This window comes from Paenibacillus sepulcri, assembly GCF_042647105.1.
Lineage (GTDB): Bacteria > Bacillota > Bacilli > Paenibacillales > Paenibacillaceae > Paenibacillus_Z > Paenibacillus_Z sepulcri.
In genome coordinates this window covers 4,712,672-4,735,965 of the sequence record NZ_JBHRUP010000001.1, presented here as the reverse complement: position 1 = coordinate 4,735,965, position 23,294 = coordinate 4,712,672, and the positions used below count along the sequence as shown (strand labels likewise).

The 23,294-nt window shown below is 49.5% G+C and carries 22 protein-coding genes; 7 read left to right on the top strand and 15 right to left on the bottom strand.

The annotated features are described in order from the left end of the window. The first annotated feature begins 168 nt into the window (after positions 1-168). Both ACFOLF_RS21075 and ACFOLF_RS21070 read left to right on the top strand, forming a co-directional pair. A complete protein-coding gene (locus ACFOLF_RS21075; protein WP_379114394.1) occupies positions 169-1,050 on the top strand; it encodes an ABC transporter permease in 882 nt (293 codons plus the stop codon). Between the two features lie 20 nt (positions 1,051-1,070). Beyond that, a complete protein-coding gene (locus ACFOLF_RS21070) occupies positions 1,071-1,964 on the top strand; it encodes a carbohydrate ABC transporter permease (protein ID WP_210046759.1) in 894 nt (297 codons plus the stop codon). A gap of 75 nt (positions 1,965-2,039) precedes the next feature. On the opposite strand, the gene ACFOLF_RS21065 is transcribed toward ACFOLF_RS21070, so the two are convergent. Then, a complete protein-coding gene (locus ACFOLF_RS21065) occupies positions 2,040-2,729 on the bottom strand; it encodes an S-layer homology domain-containing protein (RefSeq protein ID WP_210046760.1) in 690 nt (229 codons plus the stop codon). Between the two features lie 81 nt (positions 2,730-2,810). Between ACFOLF_RS21065 and ACFOLF_RS21060 the strand changes: the two genes are divergently transcribed. After that, positions 2,811-2,936 (top strand): histidine kinase dimerization/phospho-acceptor domain-containing protein, encoded by a 126-nt coding sequence (locus tag ACFOLF_RS21060; RefSeq protein WP_379114389.1) that lies wholly within the window; start codon positions 2,811-2,813, stop codon positions 2,934-2,936. A 77-nt stretch (positions 2,937-3,013) separates the two neighbouring features. Beyond that, positions 3,014-3,529, top strand: a complete 516-nt coding sequence (locus tag ACFOLF_RS21055; protein WP_210046761.1) for a sensor histidine kinase — start codon at positions 3,014-3,016, stop codon at positions 3,527-3,529. Between the two features lie 264 nt (positions 3,530-3,793). Here the strand turns inward: ACFOLF_RS21055 and ACFOLF_RS21050 are convergent, their stop codons facing one another. From ACFOLF_RS21050 to ACFOLF_RS21015, 8 genes are all read right to left on the bottom strand, one after another. Further along, positions 3,794-4,981 carry an epoxide hydrolase family protein gene (locus ACFOLF_RS21050; RefSeq protein ID WP_210046762.1) on the bottom strand — a complete coding sequence of 396 codons (1,188 nt, stop codon included), beginning with the start codon at positions 4,979-4,981 and terminating at the stop codon, positions 3,794-3,796. Between the two features lie 103 nt (positions 4,982-5,084). Continuing rightward, positions 5,085-6,029, bottom strand: a complete 945-nt coding sequence (locus tag ACFOLF_RS21045; RefSeq protein WP_210046763.1) for a helix-turn-helix transcriptional regulator — start codon at positions 6,027-6,029, stop codon at positions 5,085-5,087. A gap of 1,196 nt (positions 6,030-7,225) precedes the next feature. Beyond that, positions 7,226-9,094 carry a cache domain-containing sensor histidine kinase gene (locus ACFOLF_RS21040; protein WP_210046764.1) on the bottom strand — a complete coding sequence of 623 codons (1,869 nt, stop codon included), beginning with the start codon at positions 9,092-9,094 and terminating at the stop codon, positions 7,226-7,228. Further along, positions 9,087-10,724: a response regulator gene (locus tag ACFOLF_RS21035; protein ID WP_210046765.1), complete on the bottom strand. Its 1,638-nt coding sequence runs from the start codon at positions 10,722-10,724 to the stop codon at positions 9,087-9,089. Before ACFOLF_RS21035 ends, ACFOLF_RS21040 begins: the two co-directional genes overlap by 8 nt. 58 nt (positions 10,725-10,782) lie before the next feature. Then, the gene (locus tag ACFOLF_RS21030; protein ID WP_210046766.1) at positions 10,783-12,036 is read right to left on the bottom strand and encodes an FAD-dependent oxidoreductase; all 1,254 of its coding nucleotides are present in this window, start codon (positions 12,034-12,036) and stop codon (positions 10,783-10,785) included. A gap of 63 nt (positions 12,037-12,099) precedes the next feature. Next, positions 12,100-13,659: an extracellular solute-binding protein gene (locus ACFOLF_RS21025; protein WP_210046767.1), complete on the bottom strand. Its 1,560-nt coding sequence runs from the start codon at positions 13,657-13,659 to the stop codon at positions 12,100-12,102. A gap of 76 nt (positions 13,660-13,735) precedes the next feature. Further along, positions 13,736-14,611: a carbohydrate ABC transporter permease gene (locus tag ACFOLF_RS21020; RefSeq protein WP_210046768.1), complete on the bottom strand. Its 876-nt coding sequence runs from the start codon at positions 14,609-14,611 to the stop codon at positions 13,736-13,738. A 13-nt stretch (positions 14,612-14,624) separates the two neighbouring features. Continuing rightward, on the bottom strand, positions 14,625-15,539 hold the full coding sequence (locus ACFOLF_RS21015; RefSeq protein ID WP_210046787.1) for an ABC transporter permease: 915 nt from the start codon (positions 15,537-15,539) through the stop codon (positions 14,625-14,627). A gap of 498 nt (positions 15,540-16,037) precedes the next feature. Between ACFOLF_RS21015 and ACFOLF_RS21010 the strand changes: the two genes are divergently transcribed. Further along, the gene (locus tag ACFOLF_RS21010) at positions 16,038-16,850 is read left to right on the top strand and encodes a DUF6492 family protein (RefSeq protein WP_210046769.1); all 813 of its coding nucleotides are present in this window, start codon (positions 16,038-16,040) and stop codon (positions 16,848-16,850) included. 218 nt (positions 16,851-17,068) lie between these two features. Here the strand turns inward: ACFOLF_RS21010 and ACFOLF_RS21005 are convergent, their stop codons facing one another. From ACFOLF_RS21005 to ACFOLF_RS20985, 5 genes are all read right to left on the bottom strand, one after another. After that, the gene (locus tag ACFOLF_RS21005) at positions 17,069-18,478 is read right to left on the bottom strand and encodes an MFS transporter (RefSeq protein ID WP_210046770.1); all 1,410 of its coding nucleotides are present in this window, start codon (positions 18,476-18,478) and stop codon (positions 17,069-17,071) included. Positions 18,479-18,566: 88 nt separating this feature from the next. Then, on the bottom strand, positions 18,567-19,373 hold the full coding sequence (locus tag ACFOLF_RS21000) for a DUF6597 domain-containing transcriptional factor (RefSeq protein WP_210046771.1): 807 nt from the start codon (positions 19,371-19,373) through the stop codon (positions 18,567-18,569). A gap of 49 nt (positions 19,374-19,422) precedes the next feature. Continuing rightward, a complete protein-coding gene (pcp, locus tag ACFOLF_RS20995) occupies positions 19,423-20,070 on the bottom strand; it encodes a pyroglutamyl-peptidase I (RefSeq protein WP_210046772.1) in 648 nt (215 codons plus the stop codon). A 239-nt stretch (positions 20,071-20,309) separates the two neighbouring features. Then, complete coding sequence (locus tag ACFOLF_RS20990) at positions 20,310-20,501, bottom strand: hypothetical protein (RefSeq protein WP_210046773.1); 192 nt, start codon at positions 20,499-20,501, stop codon at positions 20,310-20,312. Positions 20,502-20,600: 99 nt separating this feature from the next. Then, positions 20,601-20,771: a hypothetical protein gene (locus tag ACFOLF_RS20985; protein WP_210046774.1), complete on the bottom strand. Its 171-nt coding sequence runs from the start codon at positions 20,769-20,771 to the stop codon at positions 20,601-20,603. Between the two features lie 234 nt (positions 20,772-21,005). Here ACFOLF_RS20985 and ACFOLF_RS20980 point away from each other — a divergent pair, with 234 nt between their 5' ends. Then, complete coding sequence (locus ACFOLF_RS20980; RefSeq protein WP_210046775.1) at positions 21,006-21,455, top strand: DUF1569 domain-containing protein; 450 nt, start codon at positions 21,006-21,008, stop codon at positions 21,453-21,455. A gap of 66 nt (positions 21,456-21,521) precedes the next feature. On the opposite strand, the gene ACFOLF_RS20975 is transcribed toward ACFOLF_RS20980, so the two are convergent. After that, positions 21,522-22,007, bottom strand: coding sequence for a DinB family protein (locus ACFOLF_RS20975; RefSeq protein WP_210046776.1), 486 nt, complete (start codon positions 22,005-22,007; stop codon positions 21,522-21,524). 315 nt (positions 22,008-22,322) lie between these two features. Here ACFOLF_RS20975 and ACFOLF_RS20970 point away from each other — a divergent pair, with 315 nt between their 5' ends. After that, positions 22,323-23,210 (top strand): ketopantoate reductase family protein, encoded by an 888-nt coding sequence (locus ACFOLF_RS20970; protein ID WP_210046777.1) that lies wholly within the window; start codon positions 22,323-22,325, stop codon positions 23,208-23,210. Positions 23,211-23,294 lie beyond the last annotated feature (84 nt).

Below are 23,294 nucleotides of genomic sequence, written 5' to 3'. Positions count from 1 at the left end.
CCGCATAGATCTGCACATTGTTATATTGAGGCGGCAACAACCAGCCCGTATAATTTTCACATTACGATAGAACGGGGTGCGCACATGGAAACAGCCGTCAAGGTTGGCTCAAAAGAATACGTCTCAAAAAAAACCGTGAAACGCCGGCTGATCGAGCAAAGATACCTCATGATCATGCTGCTTCCGGCCCTGATCTGGGCCGTCCTCTTCGCTTATCTGCCGATGGCGGGGCTTTATATGGCGTTCGTCAATTATCAGCCATCGCTGGGAAACTTCTGGAGCTCGCTGTTTCACAGTGAATTCGTTGGCATGTACTGGTTTGATTATTTCTTCAATAACGGCGATTTCTATATCATCATGCGAAATACGCTGGCCTCCACGCTGCTAACGCTGCTGGTGTCCTTTCCGGCACCGATCATTATTGCCATCGCCCTGAATGAAATCAAGAACGCCATGTTCAAGAAAACGATGCAGACTGTATCCTACCTCCCGCATTTTATCTCGTGGGTTATCGCCGCCAATATCGTCGTGACTGTGCTGTCCTCGGACGGAATCGTCAACAAGCTGCTCCAGCTGCTGCATTTGACCGACAAGAGCATCCTGTTTCTGCAGGAGGGCAAATATTTCTGGTGGATCGTAGCCTTCGGGAATACGTGGAAGGAGATGGGCTACAGCTCCATCATCTATCTCGCCGCTATCTCCTCCATTAATCTGGAGCTTTATGAAGCCGCCAAGGTAGACGGAGCCGGACGGTTCAAACAGATTATTTATGTGACTCTGCCGCACTTGAAGCCGACGATTGTCATTCTGCTCATCCTCTCGCTGGGCGGCGTGCTCAATGCGGGATTCGATCAGCATTATCTGCTGGGGAACGGACTCAATCAGGAGTACTCCGATGTGCTCTCGACCTATTCCTTCCGGTATGGTCTTCAGAATTCCATGTTCTCCTATGCCTCGGCGGTCGGCCTGTTCAGCTCTGTCGTTGCTTTCATCCTTGTGGTCATCGTGAATTTCTCTTCCAAGAAGCTCAATAACCAGTCGCTATTTTAACAGAAAGCAGGTACAGCCGCATGACAGAAAAAAAGACAATCCCGGATAAGCTCTTCGATATTTCGGTTTACGCCTATATGCTGGTTATTTTCCTGATTACGTTCTACCCCTTCTGGAACATCCTTGTGGTGTCCCTGAACGATGCGACCGATTCCGTTCGCGGGGGATTATATCTGTGGCCGCGGGTGTTTACCCTGGACAGCTATCAGACCATATTCCGGAACTCGGAGCTGATCAGCTCCGTGAAGGTGACTGTGCTGCGGACCGTTGTCGGTACGCCGCTTTCCGTCCTTTGCATCTGCATGATGGCCTATTCGCTCAGCAAACGCGAGCTGATCGGCTGGCGCTTCTTCACGCTTCTGTTTATCTTCACCATGTACTTCGGCGGGGGCCTGATTCCTACCTATATGATCATCAAGTCGCTCGGGCTGATCGATTCCTTCTGGGTGTTCATATTCCCCGGACTGATTGGTGTGTTCCTGATGATTCTGGTGCGCACCTATATCGAGCAGCTGCCTTCCGAGCTTGAAGAGTCCGCCAAAATCGACGGCGCCAACGACCTGCAAATCTTCGTCCGCATCATCCTTCCGCTCTGCGTTCCCGTACTTGCGACCATTGCCCTGTTTATCGGGATCGGCCATTGGAACGCCTGGTATGATTCCTACATCTATACGTACAAGCCCGAGTTAAAAACGCTGCAGGCCATCCTGGTCAAAATCCTGAACCAGTTCCAGACCGGCTCCATGGTCTCGGAAGCGGAGCAGATGGCCAACAGCACCAAGCGGATTCCCGTTTCCGGTGAAAGCATCCGGATGGCCGTCACGATGGTGGCAACCCTGCCGATCGTGCTTGTCTATCCATTTATCCAGCGGTTTTTTGTCAAGGGGATCATGATGGGGGCTATTAAAAGCTGATTAAAAAGTCCGGTGAAAAAGACAAGCTGCGCATGCGAAAACGTCTTTCGATACTCGTAAGTGTTACAAGCATATTTACCGCTTGTCACTTATCGAGGAAGCTGTTTGAATTTTTGAATTTGGATATCTTTGGTGCAAAAGCGATCCACAATAAACGCGCTCGGTACGTGCAATCTCGACATTCGGACGGAAGGAGCCATCCATGTATCCCTTTATGATACCCGCTCCAAGCGCCTGAGCAACTTCTTCCCGCGCCCAGGATCCGATTTGTGCCCTATCGGTAAAGGCCGGCTCACCGTCTGCTTGCGGAAGCTTCAACGCATTCATGAGCATGACTGCGAATTCCGCCCGCGTTGCGGTTTTGCCCGGTTTAAATATGCCGTCGGCATAGCCTTTGACCAAACCGATGCTTGATGCATATTTAATGTTTGATTCAGCCCAATTTCCCGCAATATCGCTGAAATCCGTTTCCAGAGTTGGCTTAACCTTCTCGTTGTCGACGACGAAGACCGCGAATTTCGCAACATCATCCAGCTCTGCGCTGATCTCGTTACCGGTTACTTTGCCACCGGCTTCAATCCAAGTCCGCTTCGTTTCGTCAAAACAGAATATTGCGGGCTGTTGGTTTGGCTGTAAGCTGCTAGGCTCAATAACAACAGTCAGCACTACTGGTTTGTCGAAGTACCGCTGCCCTATCTTCTCTCCCTGTGGTTCTTCTCTTCGACCGACCGGCGCATCCGGAAACTGAACAACGCGCTGAACCAAGTCGGAATCCGAAGTGACGTCATCGTTCTGGAGGATAAATCGAAGGACGAAACCGGCCAGCTGACCCGTCACTACAATTCGATGGCCAAGCGCGTACGGAGCCAGGCTGCCCAAATCGAACAGTTTGAAAACCGGCGAAGACTGCTGCTGTCAAACTTGTCACACGATTTGCGGACGCCTTTGACCATGATTCTGGGTTATGCCTAAACGATCCGCACCGGCTCATACAACGACGAAAAGAGCTTCAGTCCGGGGCTAGAATCGTCCTGCAGCGCTCCCGCTGCATGGACAAGCTGCTTGATCAGCTGTTGAACATCGCCCGGCATGAGCAGCATATGCCTCCGCTTCAGTTGGCCCCGCATATCCTGTCGGAACTTATGCGAAAGGTCGCTACCGATTATCTCTTGTTCCTGGACGGCAAAAACGTCGTGTTGGAGGCGGATATCGAAGAAGTGGATGTTGTGGCTGTAATTGACGCGCAGTTGATCGAACGCGCTTTGCGTAACTTGCTGGACAATGCCATCCGTTACGGTGAAGAGGGACATTACCTGGGGATTGGACTGGCAGAGGAAGGAGAGGATGTGCTCCTGACAGTCAAAGACCGGGGGAAAGGCATCCCCCAGGAGGAATACGAGCGTATCTTTGAGCGATTCTATCGTGCCGACGGCGGAAGAAAAGGTGAAGGGCTCGGCATTGGGCTCTCGATCGTCAAGGAAATAACGGAATCACACCATGGCATGCTTGGGCTAGCTTCGGACTTGGACAAAAGAATAGCGCCATCAGGCGCCCTAGAAAGATGAATTTGGATAATAGTGCTTCATGTGCTCCGCATACAGTTCATTCCACTTGCGATAAGAATTTAAAATATCGTATATCGTATTTTTTACACATAATACAAGTCTCTTTTTAGCAAAACCTCTTTCAGCACTTCCAATTCCTCTAGCATCACCGGTATCGACAGCAGCTTTCCCCTGAGATTCATATTATTTATCCTTTCGCCCTAATAATTAATTTCGAATGTTCAAATGTCAGATTCGAGCTGCATGACCACATTCCGGGTAGTCTTAGCGAAATTGACCAAAAAACCTTCGAATGTCATTAACTAGAAGATCAGGTGCTTCCATTGCCGCAAAGTGACCGCCACGATCGAATTCCGACCAGTACACGACATTATGCTCGCGTTCGACAATACCTCGGATCGATGAGTCGTTCGGAAAAACCGCAACACCGGTAGGAACCGTAGAACGCTGAGCAGGCTTGCCCCAGGATTTCGCCTCCTCTTTATAAATCCGTGCTGATGACCCTGCAGTTCCGGTCAACCAATACAATGTGACATTAGTTAGCAAAAGGTCGAGATCAACGGCATCTTCCGGAAGATTTGCTGCTGGATCTGTCCATTCCTTGAACTTCTCAACTATCCAAGCAAGCTGACCGACGGGCGAGTCAGTCAGACCATAGGCAAGCGTCTGAGGTCGTGTAGATTGTATAATCGCATAACCCGCTGTCTCATTGCTTTGTTCTGTCAACGTATTGAAGCGCGCTTGTTCGATTTCAGTTAGGTCAATCGACTCTGCAGGATCTCCGGACGGGAATGTTGTAAGCCCGTTTGCATGTACCCCAATGACACAGTCAGGCACAAATCGCCCGAGCTCTGGAGAGACGAGCGATCCGGTGTCCCCGCCTTGGGCCCCATAACGTTCGTATCCCAGACGACGCATCAGTTCGGCCCATGCTTTGGCAACGCGGCTTATGTTCCATCCACCATCGGTTGTCGGACCAGAAAAACCAAAGCCGGGTAGCGAAGGTACAACTACATGGAAAGCGTCTGTCGGGATACCCCCATGAGCACGGGGATCCGCGAGTGGTCCGATAATGTTCATGAACTCTACGATCGAACCAGGCCAACCATGCGTTATGATCAGCGGCAATGCATCAGGTTCCGGGGAACGTACATGCAGGAAGTGGATATTCTGTCCATCGATAGTGGTGGTGAACTGCGGAAATTGATTCAGAGATTCTTCATGCTTACGCCAGTCATATTGGGATCTCCAGTATTCCGCAAGTTCCTTGAGATAATCAACCGGAACACCATATTCCCAGCCCACACCGGGCAAAGCATCCGGCCAACGGGTGCGGGTTAAACGGTCTCGCAATTCATTAAGGTCAGCCTGTGGAACATCGATGCGGAAAGGCGTGATCTCGGTGCCTTGGTGGGCACTGCTGCGCACACCTTGTTGTTCTGAATGAGTCATTTTTGGAAAGCCTCCTCTAACTTCTTTGTATTTGTCAGTGTACTGACTCATGTGTTCTCTCTCTTTAAACTCATAATAAACCATGCTTGTTGACAACTGTATGTCAACGATCGGTATAAAGTTTCGATATCTCCAAAGCACCTTCCCGTACAGCTGCAGCTATATACGAGGGCTCAAGAATGAACAAATCCGTTCTAAAATGAAGTAAAAAGCCGATTAGCCAATCATTATCCGGGTATCTGACCCGAACGATAAGCGAGCCATCGGGTTGTCGTTCAATTTCATCCGCATCAAAATGATCCTGTGCTAGAACCTTAGCTGATCTTCTAAACCTAAGCACCAGATCGACCATCTTGGAATGGCGCTCCGGACCCCAATTTTCATTCAATTCAGACTGCGTCGCCAATCGACGCTGGAACGTATCCTGAAGAACTAGCAGATTCCGGATCCGCGAAAGCCTGAACATGCGGTAATCGTCTCGGTTTAAGCAATAACCGTGAAGATACCACGTGTATCCCTTGAGCACTAGCCCCATAGGTTCAATACAACGTTCTGTTTCTTTCCCTTGTCCGTCGGTATAAGTAAAACGGATCAGCCTTTTATCACTTATGGCTTTATGTAGCTTGTCATACTTATTTCGTTCGGAAGAGCTGCTTTTCCACGGATTTAGGTCTATGATGACCTGATCAGCATCAACCATACGACCTTGTTCTGCCTTCGAGACCAATGCGCCAACTTTATCGAGCAGTCCGTCCAAATTTTGCTTGCCAAATGCTTGCGAGGAATGAAGACCCCGCAAAGCTGTAGAGAGGGCTATAAGCTCATCGAATGAAAGCATCTGCCGATCCAAGCGAAAGTTTTCCATGATTTCGAATCCGCCTTCCGCTCCCGTGTACGAAACAATTGGAATTCCTGCTAGATTCAATGATTCCAAATCGCGGTAAATCGTACGCAATGAAACCTCCAGACGATCAGCCAATTCCTGGGCCTGTACGCGTTTGCGGTTTAATAGAAGGATAGTAATGGCCATAAGTCGTTCAAGTTTCACTGTTATCCCCCCTCCTGCCGAGTAGAAACCATGAATTCAAATATCATCTTAAATGATCAAGACACAGCCAATAAGTTTTATTGAAAAAGGCACGTTATCAGCCAGTACTGACCGCTAGTTCAAACAGCTTCCGTGGCTTTCATCCACATTAACGGGATTCGGCTTCCTCTTTTCCCTCTTGCGAGGCTTTTCTGACAATGCGGCAGGGATTCACTTCATGTTACGGCTTGGCTGGTTGCTCGCCCTGTCTCTGACAGGTACTTTCGTCGATACGCTTTTACGTACAGATTTCGCCGTACATAAGTATCCTAGCTACGCGGGGGCTTGGTCCTTCCCGCGCCGGACTTTCACCGGCTAGAAGACGCGTGCTTCTGGGAGCGCTTAACGTGGAAAAGGCAGCCGGTTAATGTCGGTTGCCTCGTTGTGGGTCTTTATTACGCTAATTATAAATTAACTAATCGCTGCATATCTATCTTTTTAATATTTGTTGAACGCTTAAAGACCCCAATTTTCAAGTCATTTATCTACCAATATTATACTCTTTTAGGCTTTAATTTATTGCATTATTCTGCTCGTTAGCGTGGTGAAGGGCAGCCGTGCGGCTGCCCTTCACCATTGTGCTATCATGCCCAGTAAGCGAAATACCTACATTTCACTCTGATATGCTCCTCCGCGCTGTCTGTAACGGCAAGTCTTAAGTTATATCTTGCAAGCGTTCGAGCAAGTGCCCATGAAAAAAGAAAAAGGACACCCACAACGTTGATATGCTCCCCGTACGGTAGACAGGTGAAATAATCAAAACCTGCTATGGCAGGGGGAGTTTTTTTCATGAGTAACGGGATATCCAGTGCGTCAGAGAAACTCGCGATCCTTGAAGACTAGAACGCCGTGAAATTGGCATTCGGGCGGCGGGCCAGCTCCAGGTCTCCTACCAGCAAAGTGTACCAGTGGTCAAGAAGTTTGAAGCAGGCGGTCAGGATGCATTAAAGGACGGTCGAGGACGGAAGAAAGAAAGCACCGGAAGAGGTCCGATGGAATTCAGGACCCAGGCCGCTTAACTGAATTTATTTTTTGTGCTGTCTACTGACGGGTGCAGTTCAAATCATGGGTGATCTGTTTTTTTATTACCCTATCCTTCCAAAACATTTGCTGAATTGGAAAAGGAATCTAATCCATCTTCCCGTTCCAATTGACCTTCAGCTCTGTCTCGTCAGTTCTTCACACTCAGCCTTCAAACGAACAGTAACCGTAGTCCCTGCGCCAGGCTGCGAAGAGATGCTGATCCCATAATGATCTCCGGCATACAGCTTAATACGCTCATTAACATTAAACAGACCATAGGAGCTGCCGCTTCCGGAACCGTCGTTCCTGGCTTCGGGCATCGCCTCCATTAGAAGCTGCCGCGACAGCCGCTCGTCCATACCGATACCGTTGTCGGACACGGTAAAGAGGAGATCCCCGCTATCCTCTCTGACGGAGATAACGATGGCGCCGCGTTTTCCCTTGGCTTTGCGGATCCCGTGCAGCAGCGCATTCTCGACGATAGGCTGAAGGATCAGCTTCGGCATCAGATAAGCATCCAGCCCCGGCTGGATCTCCAGCTGAAAATCGAACGTATCCGGAAACCGGCTCTGCTGAATTTCCAGATACACCTGGGCCAGTCGGAGCTCGTCCTCCACGCTGACGATATTCTTGCCCTTGTTCAGACTGAGCCGGAAATATTTGGCCAGGCTGTCGATCATCTGGCTGATGTCCGCTGCTCCCTTGCCGATCGCGATCCAGTTGATCGTATCGAGCGTATTGTAGAGAAAATGAGGATTGATCTGGGCCTGCAGCGCCTGCAGCTGCGCCTCGCGTTCATGAATTTGAGCCTTGTACTTCTCTTCGACAAGCGTACGCACCCGGATGATCAGATGATCGACGCTTCGTTCGAGCATGTGAAAATCGCCGTTTACGGGCGAGAGATCCTTCAGACTTTCCGTCCCCTCCTTGCGGATGACGGTAATGACATGATTCACCCTGCGGTTCATTCCCCGCACGATGATAGTCAGCAGGACAAAAGGCAGCAGGAGAAACAACGCGATATACTCCAGAAGCGAAGTCCATTCCGACCTTTGCGTCAGCTTGACCGCGCGCTGCGACAGCTGGGATTCGGTTCCTTGGGCAACCAGCTTCCAGCCGGTTGAAGGAAGTGTCGTATACATCACGTCATTGACCTCCGCATCCAGCTTGAGCGAGCCGATGCCTTCGCTTCCCTGCTTCAACAGGTCCAATATGGACCGGTCAATGACCGTGCCAATCCGTGTCTTGTCAGGGTGATAGACCACGGAACCGCTGGAATCCACAAGATATACCTGCGTGCCCGGCGAGAACTGGAGAGCCGATAGAATATCCGACACCAGATTCTCCTTCACATCGACCATCAGCACGCCAGATACCTTATCGTAGTGATTGGGGTCCCGGAGCATGCGGGCAGAGGAAAATATATTCACATCGCCCACATCCAGGTAGGTTTCCTTGTAATCGCCCGTCCACACGATTCCTCCATTGGCCTCGATGATGTCGGAGTACCAAGGTCTTCCCTTCAAGCTGTCCAGTGCGAAAAAATTGATCTTCTCTCCCGCATAAAGCTTTGATTTGTCGACAAACAGCCGAACATGGAACACGTCGGTATTCAGCTGTACCGTATCGACCAGATACCTCAAGTCCTTGATGACCTGCAGTTGAATGGCAATCGATTGGTCATCGGCTCCAACAGACAGGTAGGAATGGAGATTGGAATTCATGAATGCGGCGTCGCTCAAATCCTGAATATGCTCCAGCCGGTAAGAGAGATTGCTGCCCGCCTGCTTCAGCGCCTGCTGCATCGTCCGCACCACTTCGCCCTTCAGAATCATGGCCGAGCGCTCGTAATAGCCGTACAGGAAGACGGCCGCCGGAACCACGATCAGCAGCAGATAAGCCAGCAGCCATTGGCGGGGAATCGTGAAGCGGCGGACGAGGCGGCGGAGCAGAGCGGCTGCGCCTGCCAGCAGACGCAGGATGGTTTTGACGGCTTTATACATAATTGTCCCGGTAAACGCTCGGCGTTACTCCCGTTGCTTTCTTGAACAGCTTGGTGAAGTAGCTCGGATCCGTATACCCGATCGCATAGCAGATATCGTAAAACTTGTACTGGGGATCGCGCAGCAGCTCCTTCGCTTTATCCACCCTGACCTGAGTCAAATATTCGTTAACGGTCTGTCCGGTCTCCTGTTTAAACAACAGGCTGACATAGGTTGGCGTCAAATACACCGCCTTGCCGATATCGGCCACGGTCAAACCGCCGTCCGCATAGCTTTGTTCAATAATTGTCCGTACCCGTTCAACCAGATTAGCCACTTTGCCCGTCCGCTTCTCACGGATACGTTCGCAAACCGCGGACAAATGCGATTCAATCAGCTGCCGCATCTCGCCAAGCGTCTCCTGCTCGAACAACGCTTCCCACAGCAGGGATTCGGCCCCTTCCAGCTCGGAGGATTGCGCATTGAGCTCCAGCAGAAGCTGCCCTACCGCAAGCACGATCTGCAGACATACATTGCGTCCGTATTTCAATCCGTCCCGCCGGTTGCGGCTCAAGTCCGTGAATATATGGTCGAGAACCTCCCGCAGCTTGTCCGGATCGGCAGCCTTCAATGCCGAAATGAGCAGCTCATTATGAGCCAGATCATACCTGTTGATACTGCTGGCATCCGTCTCGGGGATTTCCAGGCTGTCCATCGTGATAATCCGGTTTTTGCCCAGATACCATTTATGGTCAGCCGCCTCGCGGGCCTGCTTGTAGGAGTGAGCCAGGTGGGACAGAGCGGCCACCCTGTCGCTAATCCCGATCGTAACGCTGATTTTAAGCCAGCGTTCCAGGTTATCGCGGATATCTCCGGCTAACGCGAACAACGCTTCCGCCGCATCCGGAGCGTTATCGCCTTCCATGTCCATCCGCAAAACACCGACGAATTCGCCGTTTCGGTGTTCGAAGGCATACCCGCCGAGGTGGGTAGCGATCAGCTCCTGGCATATGTTCAGCACCGAATACCAAAGCAGCTGGCGATCCCGCTCCGAACGGCTCGCCATCACTTCGGCCAAGTCATCGACGGAGATGACGATTACCCAATAGGAAGCCTCGACGGGCAAGTCCAGCCCGAGAAATTCAAGCCGCTCGCCAAGCTCCAGCTTCGGCACGCTGTTATCGATCAGCGACAGCAGAAACTTCTCCCGCAGCAGCGGCATGCCCTCCTTCAGCTTGACCTGCAGGTCCTGTTTAAGCCGCTGCTCCGCCCGCTCCGCATCCAGATCCGCGACGACCCGCTTCATCACCGCGCTGAGCTCCTGCAGATTGACCGGTTTGAAGATGTAATCGACCGCGCTTACTTTCAAAGCGGATTTCAAATAATCGGCATCATCATGACCGCTGACAAAAATAATTTTACACTGGGGATAATGCGCGGAGATTTGCCGGGACAACGTGATCCCATCCATGTTCGGCATGCGAACGTCCGTCAAGATAAGATCGGGCTGCTCCATCCCGATCATTTCCAGCGCAACGTCCCCATCGTCCGCTTCGCCCATCACTTCAATACCGAAGGAGGACCAGTTGAAATAGGTCTGCAAGCCGGATCTCACCGTCGGCTCGTCATCCACGATCAGCAATTTGTACAACGCTCTGTCCTCCTTTCCCGCTCATTTGCGCTTCCGCTCCCGTCACTCGTTCGGACTCTTATTTCCGCAAAAATCTGACTCCTTGATGTTCTAATATTTCATGCAATTTGTCTATTGAAATATTTCTCATCGAGCTGGATTCGTCCAGCGAAACGGCAGCCGCAGCGCCTGCAGCCTGCCCCAGCGCATAACAAGTCGCTTGTACGCGCATGGAGGACATGGCAACATGCGTTGCGGAGATCGCTCTTCCCGCCACGAGCAGATTGTCGATTGCGTCGGGTACCATGCACCGATAGGGTATATCATATCCGCTGACTTTACGCTCATCCGTTGTTTTCTTCGCATCGGGACTATGAATATCGATCTCGTAATTGGTCTGCGCGACCACATCCGGGAAGCGGGCTCCGCTCACCACATCATACTCGGTCAGCGTATAGAGTCCCTCGATTTGATTCGTTTCCCGGACTCCGGTCTGCGGGGCAATATGGGATAAGGCATAGGTTTCGAATCCGGTTTTCTGCAAGTAATACGCAATGGAGAACACCTGCTTCAGCGCTTCGGTCTCCGCATAATTGACATCCTCGATTTTGGCGCCGTTCGCTTTGACACGCGACATATTGACCAGCAGCGTGCCATCGTTATTTTGCTCCCAATACAATCTTCGTCCCTGCGGCAGATCCGACACATCCCCGTAATCATAGCATCCTTCCGGCAATACGGGCGTGACGGGCTTGCCGGTATTTTGCATGGTGAACATCAAAGTCATCGGCTGCGTCAAGCCGTCTTCTTCCCGGCCGGCGTGATAGGGGACACCCGCATCGATCGCTGCCCTGGCGTCGCCTGTACAATCGATGAAGCAATCTCCCTCGAAAGCCTTCAATCCTTCCCTGGTCGATACGATAACCGCCCGGATCCGGCTGCCCTCCTGAATCATTCCGATGAATTCGCAATGGTAAAAGACCTGCACCTGTTCCTTTTTCATTTTCCCGTTCAAATACTGCCGGAGCAGGAATGGCGAATACTGCGGCGCAATGGACTGATCATGATCCGGCGGCAGATATTCCGCCATCGTCTCCGAGATAATCTCCCGGTAAATTCCGGTTACATTGCCTACAGGCATAAATATGCTGACATTGGCGAGCGTCCCCATGCCGCCAAGCTGCGCCGATTTCTCCAGCAGTACGACCTTCTTGCCGCATCGCGCCGCGCTGATCGCCGCAGCCGTGCCCGCAGGACCGCCGCCGATTACAATGACCTCCGCATGCAGATACGTATCAATTTGACGCTTGAATGAATATTCCGTGTTATTCATAGCCAAGTCTCCTCCAATGAAAGGAAGCGGCAAGCTGCTAACCACCTGCCGCCGCCTATTCTGTTATTTTTGTAGAGTCGCGTACCAATCGTTGATTTCTTTCGCGCTTGCTTCTTCTCCGGCCGCTTTATATTTGGCCTGGAATGCTTCCAGTCCGGACAAGGATTCGGCACCCGCGATAAGCTTCACCGTGTAATCGCCGACCATGGATTCCAATTGAAGATTGTTCTTGGCGTATTCCGGCATAAACGGCGCAAGACCAAGCTTATTCGGGATCTTGACCTCATCAGGCTGCTGGTTGTTCAGGAAATCGAATGCCTCGAACATAACCGGATTTTTGCGGACGCGGGCCTGCCAGTACAAGGGATAATTGGTCTCGTCCGTTCCCGCCATATAGTTGTTCGCCAGATTGCGTTCATCAGTGAAGATCGGCAGGATTGGCGTATAAGCGCCGTTCTCAAACGTATAGTGCTTGCCTTCTTCCCCGATAGCCATATCCTTGAACGTCTCTGCATCCAGACCTGCGTTGATCCATTTGATCGCGTCCTCCGGATGCTTGGAGGCTTTCGGAATGAAGGTCAGCCGGTCGAAGCCCGCATTAGCCGCGAAGCCCGCTTTTCCTGCCGGTCCCTTCAAAGCCGGAACATAAGCGAATTTCGCATCCGGAAGATTCTTGATCATCGCATCGGAGATCGTCGGAATGTCGGCCCAATGGACAATAATGGCGCCGGCTTTGCCGCTTGAGAACTTCTCTTTGGCGGTTGCATCTTTGTTGGCGACGAACTCCTTGTCAAGCAGGCCTTGCTTGTAAAGATCGGACGTATAGGCGATATAATCCTTGTAAGCCGGGTCGAGGAGCCTTGGAACCAGCTGTCCGTCCACATCGTTCCAGGTATTCGGCATGCCGAACGCGCCTACGATATTATCGAGCATCGGAAGGTCCCCCCTGATCGTAAGCGGCACATTCTGATCTCCGTTGCCCCCCGGATCCTTCTCCTTGAAAGCCTTAAGAACGGTGACCAGCTCGTCTGTCGTTGTCGGCATCTGCAGGCCCAGCTTCTCCAGCCAGTCCGTACGGATCAGAATGCTGCTGTTTACGGGATAGGTGATCGACGTCGGAATCGCGTATAACTTGCCGTCGACCTTGAGGGCATCTATGGATTGCTGCGAAATCGATGTTTTGATATTAGGACCGAATTGCTCGATGAGCGGGGTCAGATCGACCAGCGCCCCCTTCTGGGCATAATCCGAGTAGAGCGCCATATCGCTGGAAGTGGTGACAAGATCGTACGGTTCGCCTGAAGCCATAAGCAGATTAAGCTTCTCGGATGGCTTATCCTGCGGCAGCATGTCGTATTGCACTTTATATCCCGTCTTCTCCTCCAGCATTTTGGCAACGGGATAGGTGTTGTAGTCTTCGTTCTGCCAGACGTCCAACCGCTTCAACGTTGGCTTGGACTCCTTGTCATTACCGGCTGTGCTTCCTTCACTGCCCGCATCTGCCCCCGTATTCGAATCCCCCGAAGCGTTCCCCCCGCCGTTGTTCGACGAGCAGGCTGCCATAGCCGCAATGATAAATGCAGCCATGACCATAACCATGATTAACCTGGATCCTTTTCGCATTGTAAAACCCCCCTGAATTTATTATATATCATTAAACTTTCACAAAATCCCTGAAAGCGTTAATGCAAAAGTGCGCTTACCCTTTGACAGAACCGATTAATACGCCTTTGATAAAATATTTCTGCAGGAAAGGATAGACCAGCAGAATGGGAATGGTCGACGCAATGACCGTCGCCGATCTGATCCCTTCCGCCGGAACGTTCATCATATCATCGGCGCTCTTGTTCAAGGCCGAGGATGTATCGGCATTCATGACGATGTCCTGCAGATATAACTGCAGCGGCTTGAGCGAAGAGCTGTTGATATAGAGCATCGGATTGAAATAATCATTCCAGAAATAAACGGCGTAGAAGAGTCCGATCGTCGCCAGCACAGGTCCGCTCAGCGGAAGGATAATCCGGAACAGGATGGTATAATTCCGCGCTCCTTCCAGCTTGGCGGATTCCTCCAGGCTCGAAGGAAGATTCTCGAAGTAGCTTTTGATGACAAGCAAATTGAATACGCTGATCAAGGCCGGCAGAATAAGCGCACCCAGATTGTTAATCAAGCCCAATTGGCGGATGAGCAAATAATTCGGAATGATGCCTCCGTTGAACATCATCGTGAAGATAAACAAGACAATGAGAACACCCATACCGGGAAGCTCCCGTTTCGACAGCGGATAGGCCGTCAGCGCCGTGATCAGCAGGGACGACAGCGTTCCGATCACGGTAATAAGCGCCGAAATGAGCAATGAATGAAGGAATTGACCGGAGGTTGCGACATAATGCAGCGTATCGAGCTGAAACCCCACCGGAATAATCCCGACTTTGCCTGACACGATTGCCCACTCTTCGCTTATCGACTTTGACAGCACATTCGCGAAGGGGAGCAGTGTCGCGAGCCCCATGACGATCAGGATGATATAAATCCCGCCATCCAGCGCATAGTCTCCGATTTTTTTGCTGTGCACAGTATCTAACCCCCTACCAGATGCTTCGCTGAAGAAATTTTCGACTGAGCATATTCCCGCCCATAATCAGCAGGAAGCCGACTGCGGAATTGAACAGGCCAACGGCCGTGCTGAAGCTGTAATCCTGCTGCCCCAGACCCATGCGGTATACGTACGTTCCGATTACGTCCCCGCTCTTGTAGACGAGAGGGTTGTACATGGTCAAAATTTGTTCGGTCCCGGCTTCCAGCAGGCTGCCGATGCGAAGAATGAGCATGAGTATAATAATCGGCATGATGCCCGGCAGGGTGATGGACAGCATCTGTCTGATCCGGCCCGCGCCATCGATGGCAGCCGCCTCGTATTGTTCCTGCTCGATGCCCGCGATGGCGGCTATGAAGACAATAGCGTTCCACCCGATTTCCTTCCAGCCTGCCGTGAATACAACCACGCTGCGGAATAATTGATTGTCGGTCATGAAGGAAATGGGCTGTCCGCCGAGCGAACGGATAATCTCGTTGACGAATCCCCCCGAAGGCGAAAGAATGTTGATGAACAAGCCCGAAATAATAACCCACGACAGAAAATGCGGCAAATAAATAATGGTCTGGATCGTGCGCTTGAAGAACATCCGCCTTACTTCATTCAGAAGCAGTGCGATCACGATCGGAATCGGAAACAGGATTACGATCTTGTACAGACTGATCAGCAGCGTATTGGCAAGCACCTGCAGAAACTCATCCGAATGAATCAGCTTCTCGAATTGCGCAAGTCCCACCCACTCGCTGCCCGAAATGCCGCTAAAAATATTGAAATCCTGAAAGGCGATCACAATCCCATACATAGGCGCGTATTTAAACAATAGCAAAAAGATAATTCCCGGAAGCAGCAGCGCATACATGTCGAGATTCCCGCGGATCAGCCGCAGGCGGCCGCCTCTCTTTCCCATGCTGACGGCAGGCTTGCTATCGATCGAGATGTCGGCCTTACTCAAATCCATCACCTTCTTCTGTCTGTTATGTCTTTATTTTAAATAACCGGCTCCCGCCTGAGTAGAAGGCAATCCATCGATTTCTGGTGGTATTGTATAGTGTTTTATAGATCTTTATAGGGTAAGAAGAAACGGCTGAAACCGTTTTTTGGCGGCGCAGCAAGTGAAACTTATACATTCTGTAGGGTTAAGAAAAAGCCGCTCTTCTGCTGGAGAAAAGTCGGCTTTCATTTATCCTGTTTATTCGCCCTTCATTTAATCGTTTCAAGCACAGACAGCAGGTTCAGGTATTCATAATCCATTAGGCAGGTGGTTTTTCGTCTGCTTATAAATGGCCCCCGAGAAGATAGCTTACGATCCGAAATCCCCTCATTAGCCCCTTCCAGAATGGTTGCCTCCGGCATATATAAATGGAGAACAAACACATCGGACAAATGAAAAGGAGCGGATTCTCAGGTGCCATCGGGCGATGGAATCAAAATCGACGTCGTCATTCCGGCTATTGCCAAAGATTTGGGTACTCTTCCTCACGTGATCGAGGGCGTAAGGAAGCATGTGGCGCATCCTATCGGCCAGATCTTCGTCGTGGCGCCCGAAAACAAAAAGATCAAAGCTGTCTGCAAGCGCAAAGGCTGCACTTTTGTTCATGAAGACACCGTCCTCCCCCTTCGAAAAAAACATATCGTTTATCACTCCAAGAAATGGGAAAGGTCCGGTTGGTTGTACCAGCAGCTATTAAAGCTGGGGAGCAGCTCCTTCGTAGGTCAACAGCATTATTTGGTCATGGATGCCGACACTGTGCTTATCAGGCCTCACCGATTCTACGTGGACAGCAAACAAGTGTTTTATTGCCGGGGGTGGAGCCAGCCGGAGTATTTCGTCACCTACCGCAAGCTCCTTGGGAAGAAGGCTCCCCGTCCCCGCTCCTTCGTGACGCACTATATGATGTTTGACAAGGAGAAGCTCGAGTCGCTGAAGAACAGGATCGAGGAAAGGCACGGAAAGAAGTGGTACAAAGCGATCATCGCAAGCATCAACCGCAAAAAGCAATTCGGGTTTTCCGAGTTCGAGACTTACGGCAACTATGTGTATTCGCTCAATCCCGGGAAAGTCCGTTTGAAGAGCGCGCTGAACAGAAGTCTGTTCTCCAGCCCGTCAGACCTGTCCCAATCGAAAATCAGCAAGCTGGCAGGCAGCTACCGTTCGCTTTCTTTTCATAAAAGAAAAGACTATATCCGGACGGAAAGCAAGCAGCCTGCGAAAAATTAGGCCGTGCTGTAAAGCAAGGGCGTTCAGGAATCAAGCCGCCGGTGCATGCCGAACCTCGGGTTATCCGACGGTAAGTAAGAGGATTTGCGAAGTTGTTGCTTGAGAGATCAGTGGCTATTTCAAAGGAATATGTGACAAAGGCTGGCCTGATCAACCATGGAAAATCAGGCCAGCCTTGATCATATCCGGGCTCCAGCGCGATGCCGGTCTTATCGAATTTAATTGCCGTGACTCTCAGCTCCTAGAGAGGAGGTTTGACTTGCACGCCGTGAAAATAAGAAATACATAAACGAATTGCAGAGTATAACCAAAATCATTAATAGCGTTAAATTGACAAACAACAACGGCTGTTTTCCCACAACGAACGGGTGAAGCTGAAATGTCAGAAAGGAGCCATCCAGCAGTTTAGCCGCGACAGCTGTTCCCAGCGCTTGCGCAATAAACATGCCGAGACTGAATATTCCCATGCCGATTCCAATCTGATCCCTGTGAAGCGTTGAGGACACGCTTTCGGTTATGGACGTTTGAGCAAAAGCATACCCCGTGTTCATGACCACCAAGGCCGCCGCTATCCACCATACCCATTGATCAATGCTAATCCAAATCAGTGCGAAGCCCAGAGAGATCAGCCCCAAACCGGTGAACGTAACATACCTGGCCCCTCTTTTCACAACGATATCGCCAGCTATTTTCCCGCACAACGCTGCGCAGATTGCGCCAGGAAACATGATCACGCCTATTGTCTCGGCACTTAAAGCGTATATCTGGGACAGCATCAACGGCAGTAGGAACATCATCGTCATAATGGCGCTGAACATTAGAAATCCGATAATAACACCGATTCTGTACAAGGGATTTCTAAAGAGCGCAGTCTCAAGAAATGGATTCGCTCGTACCCGGACATGAATGGCAAACCAAATGCCTGCAGCGAGACTACCCGCAAGGTACGCCACATTCAATCGTGTCAAAAACAACATTAATCCTGAGACCGTCAAACTCATAAGAACAGCGCCAAGAAGATCGAATTTCCCTTGCTTCTTCTCCTCGACGGGAAGAATTTTCAAGAAAAAGGGGATGGCCGCAAGCGTAAATACCGGAATTAAAAATAAGTACGCCCAGTGTACGAGACCGGTAATGTATCCGCCGAGTACAGGTCCTGCCGCAACGCCGAAGGAGAATGCCGATGTCACCAAACCGAACATTTTCTTGCGGCCTGTGGCCGTAAAATAGCGGGTAATGATCGTGTTGTTTATTGCCGGGATGGCTGAGGCCCCCAGTCCCTGAATGGCACGAAAGAGAATAACCGTGCTGTAATTGTCATGAAAAATAAAACCGAGAACAGAACTCGCGACATAAATGGCGATTCCAATCACCATAAGATGCTTCGGGCTGAACATGTCGCTAAGCCTGCCAAACACAATAGAGCCGATCCCAAAGAAAAGAATAAAGATGGTCACTACCCAACTGACTTGGGAAGGAAGTAAATGAAACTGCGCTGCAATACTCGGTGTAGACACATTAAATACCGTTTCATTCAAAACGGAGAAAAAGATGACATAGAGGAGCCAAGGCATAATCCGCCTTATGTCAGCTTCACCCGGTTGAGATGTAATCGTGGATATCGACATTGAATGCCCCCTTTGGACTGGTTTCAATGCCTATCTTAGACTTTTCCAGGCCGTCAAAATAGTAAAAAACGGACTTCCTCAGTCCTTTCTACACTTGTTTGGGCAGTATCCCGTAATAACGCTTGAAGCTTTTAATAAAATGCGATTGATCATAGTAGCCGTATTTGACTGCAATGTCCGAAAAGCTTGAATATGCGCCGGTGCAAAGCTCCTGCAGGATGCTTTGAAATCGAACAATTCCCAGCATTTCCTTCGGGCTGAGTCCAAGCTCCTGAGCAAAGGTCCTTCTTAGATGCCGTTCGCTGAAGCTAAGCTTGTCCGCCAGCTCCGATGTTGAAATACTCCCCTTAAAAGCATACATATATTTCATACTTGCGAGCAGCAGGGAATTAGGTGAAATGCTGCTGGAGCCTAATAAATATCGCAGCTTGCGTTCCATGATTTCAATCATGTCTGAGGCTGTACCGGCAGCTAATATCTCCTCAACCACATACAGCCCTTCAACTCCCCATATCTCCTCCAGGAAGACATGCTGTCCGATAAATGCGGAGACGGGGAATTTCAGAATGGACTGCGCGGATTCCGAAAAAAAACGAATGCCAAACAAAGATCTGGCATCGGAAATATGCAAGACTTCAAATTGATCCATCAGTCCTTCGACAAAGGCGGCCTTCCGGGGGGCCGGCGACCGGCGGTCCACAATAATATCCACGCAGCCATCCGGAATGATCCGGTGTAATTGATTATCGACATCAGCATGAAAGTCAATGGTCCAATAGCAACTGACATGCGATGCCAGTTGCTCGCACGGAGCATATTCCCGGTACCTGTAACCGGGGTGCTCCGGCTCCTGCTGAAATATAGGCGATTGAATAGGACGATAATCACTCGTCATCTCCGCTGAAGCACCTCCCTGACTAACCACTAGATATGAATCCGTTAATTTAATAAAGCTGACCATCAGCAGCGGCAATATCGCTATCGTACTGCACACTTATGCTTGCGGCAATTTCAATTGCTTTCACCATAACGTCCAGGCTCATGCTTGGCAATTGCGGCCGTGCGACAGTTTGGACAGGCAGATAAGGTATATGAATGAAGCCGCCTCGAATATTAGCAAATTCCGTTGCGATCATATGCTGGAGTCCATAAAATAGATGGTTGCATACAAAAGTACCCGCGCTTTGAGATACAGAGGCTGGTATTCCGGCTTGGCGTATATGTGCTGCAATCGCCTTTACCGGCAGGGATGACCAATACGCTGCCGGACCGTCTACGACAATTTGCTCATCGATCGGTTGATTTCCCTCGTTGTCCGGGATGCGGGCATCGTCAATATTGATCGCCACTCGTTCGACCGCGATATCGCTTCGACCGCCGGCTTGTCCGATACAGATGACAACATCCGGCTTTACATCCAGAAGCATCTGCCTGAGTGCATAAATTGATTTTTTGAACACCGTCGGTATTTGCCTGACCTCCACCTCAAATCCTTCGTACATCTTAAGGTGAAAATGGCTGACCGCTTCCCAAGCAGGGTTAATCGCTTCCCCGCCAAACGGATCAAAGCCGGTTAGCAGCACTCTACTCATCCCATTCCCTCCACAGTCTGGCTTCAATGTTATACTTATCTCTGCGCATCTCGCAGCATATTGCGGGACCACCAAGCATCAGCAGGATACATGTTCATAGTACCTCAATCATACACTATTTTCTCTGCGGACAGACCAATCATAAACAATAGGAGCAAGACAAAGGAGCAGCACAGCTGCTCCTTTGCCAAGTAAATGGACATGAATCGGATCTCTTGAATCGGGTTTGATGTCCATTTTTAAACGCGGTTACGATTACGGTTGCGACTGCCATGACGCTGCTTCTGATTCAGCAGGACCGCAACCCCCATAATGATTACGCATGCGGCAGAGCCTATTTCGTAACCTTGTTCTCTTGCTCCCAATAGTCCGCCGATTTCTCCCACTGCAATCATACATAGTCCGCAAATCATGCCTGCTTTTCCGATCATTCTGAACACTCCCTCGTTTTTCTTATGTACTTATCTTAACGCATCGCCTATTCGCAGATTAGTAGCAGTTATCATGAATATGGCATGACAATTGTCACATCAACCATGGGGGGAGCGTCTAGTCATATTTTCCAACGGGACGCTCCCGGGAACGACGGGCTGCAAGTCTTTTTCTTTTCCGTTCATCCATTTCCAGGCTTGCTTCGCCTCTTTTTCAATCTCCAATTGATTCTGGAACATCAGATACTCGGCAGAAAATATATTGATCATATTCGTTCACCTCATTAATCAAAATATTTTGATGAATCAATGGATCAAACCCTATAACTTATAAACGAACAGCAATCTGGAAAAGATACGGTGTTTTCTAGAGTCCTCACACCTCTCACTTCATTTTTCAAAAGAAAGCAATCGAAAAGAAATCACAGAAAAAGCATAAGATATAATGGGATTATAGTACTTAAAATACGGAGTGAAATACTCTAAATAAGGGGATTTACAATAATGAGGAATATTTTTAATCATACACATTCAATGGAAATTTTAACCCGTATCGATAAATTAAGCCCGCAATCACAATCGCAATGGGGACAAATGAATGTTGCCCAAATGCTGGCTCACTGCACATCATTCCAAGACATTCCAATGGGAAATTCTTTTCCACCGAGAGGTTGGTTAGGGGTATTAATAGGAGGGTTTGTGAAACCACTTTTTTATAACGACAAGCCACTACCCCGCAATATGTCCACTATTCCAACTATTTTGATTGCAGAAGAAAAAGAGTTTGAACAAGAAAAAGAAATACTGAAACAAAATATTATAGCATTCCAGAATAATGGGCCGGAAAGGTGTTCCACTCATCCCCATCCCTTTTTCGGAAAACTTACTCCCGAGCAATGGGGAATCGGAATTTACAAGCACCTGGATCATCATTTAAAACAGTTTGGCGTTTAGTCATTTAGATATAAAATTTTCATCTCTGAGCTATCGTACCCGTTAATTAATATGCTTGGCTGGTCTTTAGTTATCCGCCAATCCATCCGTCATGATCAAATCCAGGTCCGGCGGGATATATCCTTTCATCCGTCCCATTGTGGCAATTTGCCCCTTGTGATGAAACTCGTGTGTCACGGTTTGTGTGAAAAGCCAGATCGGTGTAGCCGTAAACTTTTGTCCATTGAACTGACCTTCAATTTGCAAATCCGATTCAAGCGCGAAGCGTTCCAGAAATTCGATAACCAATTGATCGACATCCGCAAATACACTTCGCATCGCGGCCACATCCACAACCGTTTCCAATCTCCAATCGCAAGAGCGCCCCATACCGAACTCACCGAGCCAAAAAGCGTAGCATTCCGCAACATGGAAATGTGTTTCACGAATCGACCCACGCCCGAACTGCTCAATTTCCGTTATGTATTCACCGTCTGTCATTTTCTCACAGTAGCTAAACAGGATCCCCCGTGTACGTCTTACATAATCGTATTGCTTGAATAATAGCTCCACCCTGCATCTTCCTTTCTAATGTAGAAATTAACTCCTGCCCCACGCTGATTATTCAGTAAATCGGCTCGATCATTTTCTCCAACAATTAACCAATAATGGGCAGCGCCATAGATCGCTGAGCCTGTCATGGCCGAAATTGATCTTCCTGATTTACCATATCTATCTCCCTTCTTAAACATCAAATATCAAAATTTGTTGTCTATGCAACGTTTTACTTACTCTGCCGGTTGAAATCCTCACCATGCCGTACTATTATCGTATCAGACAGATGTTGCTTAAACAACTGTGACTAGTTAGTTGAAAGGAAGGACAAAATTGAACATCAAACAACATAGACTTTTGATAGTTGGCGCCGGTGTGATTGGCAGTGTATACGCACTCAGATTTGCACAGTCGGGACTGGACGTCACAATGCTGGCCCGAGGAAAGAGGCTGGATGCACTTAAAAGGAACGGACTGCGATACAACGATAATGGAATGATAAAGCAAATATCGATCAAGACAATAGAGAAGCTTGCAAACGACGACATCTATGATTTCATCTTTGTTCCTGTGCGATATGATCAGACAGAATCTGCCCTGTCTGCGATCAAGAATAATCAGAGCCAAACCATAATCACCTTGACCAACACCATTGGGTATGACCCCTGGCTTGAAATCGTGGGTGATCGGTTACTTCCAGGATTCCCGGGTGCAGGCGGAGATATCAAAGAAGATGTTCTATACGCCCAATTCGGTTCCAAAACTCACCAAGGAACCTATTTTGGTGAAATAAATGGACAAACGACCGAAAGAGTGAAGGAGCTTGCCAAAATATTTGAAACAGCGGATTTGCATTATGAAATACAGAAGGACATTCAAGCATTCCATGTTTCACATGCTGCGCTCGCTGCAGTCAACAAGCATTTCTATACGAATGACGGAATGGTGGATATAGAGACAGCAAGAAGTGAAAGCATTCTAAGCAAGGTCGCCGCAGATCTTAAACAAAATCTTCGCCTGGTCGAGCAAGCCGGAATCCCGGTAATCCCGCCCGAGACGAAGTCGATGGGAGAATTGCCTGAGAAAGATATTATTTCCCGGTACCGCCAGATGCTGAGCAATGACTTTGTGATTGATGTTAAGCTTGGAAACCATGCTGTCAGCAAAAAAACAGAAATACTGTTATTGGATGAGATGTTTCATAGCAAATACACACAATAGAAACAGCGGCAGTCTAAGACTTTTTTCAAGTCCTAGTCCGCCGCAGTTACATTTTTTGGGGGAGTCTGATACTTATTTAGAGGG

Excerpts from the sequence above, each read along its gene's own strand:
- ACFOLF_RS21075 (WP_379114394.1), top strand. The coding sequence starts at position 169 with ATGATCATGCTGCTTCCGGCCCTGATCTGGGCCGTCCTCTTCGCTTAT.
- ACFOLF_RS20980 (WP_210046775.1), top strand. The coding sequence starts at position 21,006 with ATGAGGAATATTTTTAATCATACACATTCAATGGAAATTTTAACCCGT.
- ACFOLF_RS21030 (WP_210046766.1), bottom strand. The coding sequence starts at position 12,036 with ATGAATAACACGGAATATTCATTCAAGCGTCAAATTGATACGTATCTG.
- ACFOLF_RS20985 (WP_210046774.1), bottom strand. The coding sequence starts at position 20,771 with ATGATCAATATATTTTCTGCCGAGTATCTGATGTTCCAGAATCAATTG.
- ACFOLF_RS21055 (WP_210046761.1), top strand. The coding sequence starts at position 3,014 with ATGGACAAGCTGCTTGATCAGCTGTTGAACATCGCCCGGCATGAGCAG.
- ACFOLF_RS21015 (WP_210046787.1), bottom strand. The coding sequence starts at position 15,539 with ATGGGAAAGAGAGGCGGCCGCCTGCGGCTGATCCGCGGGAATCTCGAC.
- pcp (WP_210046772.1), bottom strand. The coding sequence starts at position 20,070 with ATGAGTAGAGTGCTGCTAACCGGCTTTGATCCGTTTGGCGGGGAAGCG.
- ACFOLF_RS21070 (WP_210046759.1), top strand. The coding sequence starts at position 1,071 with ATGACAGAAAAAAAGACAATCCCGGATAAGCTCTTCGATATTTCGGTT.
- ACFOLF_RS21050 (WP_210046762.1), bottom strand. The coding sequence starts at position 4,981 with ATGACTCATTCAGAACAACAAGGTGTGCGCAGCAGTGCCCACCAAGGC.
- ACFOLF_RS20990 (WP_210046773.1), bottom strand. The coding sequence starts at position 20,501 with ATGATCGGAAAAGCAGGCATGATTTGCGGACTATGTATGATTGCAGTG.
- ACFOLF_RS21000 (WP_210046771.1), bottom strand. The coding sequence starts at position 19,373 with ATGACGAGTGATTATCGTCCTATTCAATCGCCTATATTTCAGCAGGAG.
- ACFOLF_RS21025 (WP_210046767.1), bottom strand. The coding sequence starts at position 13,659 with ATGCGAAAAGGATCCAGGTTAATCATGGTTATGGTCATGGCTGCATTT.
- ACFOLF_RS21040 (WP_210046764.1), bottom strand. The coding sequence starts at position 9,094 with ATGTATAAAGCCGTCAAAACCATCCTGCGTCTGCTGGCAGGCGCAGCC.
- ACFOLF_RS21005 (WP_210046770.1), bottom strand. The coding sequence starts at position 18,478 with ATGTCGATATCCACGATTACATCTCAACCGGGTGAAGCTGACATAAGG.
- ACFOLF_RS21060 (WP_379114389.1), top strand. The coding sequence starts at position 2,811 with ATGGCCAAGCGCGTACGGAGCCAGGCTGCCCAAATCGAACAGTTTGAA.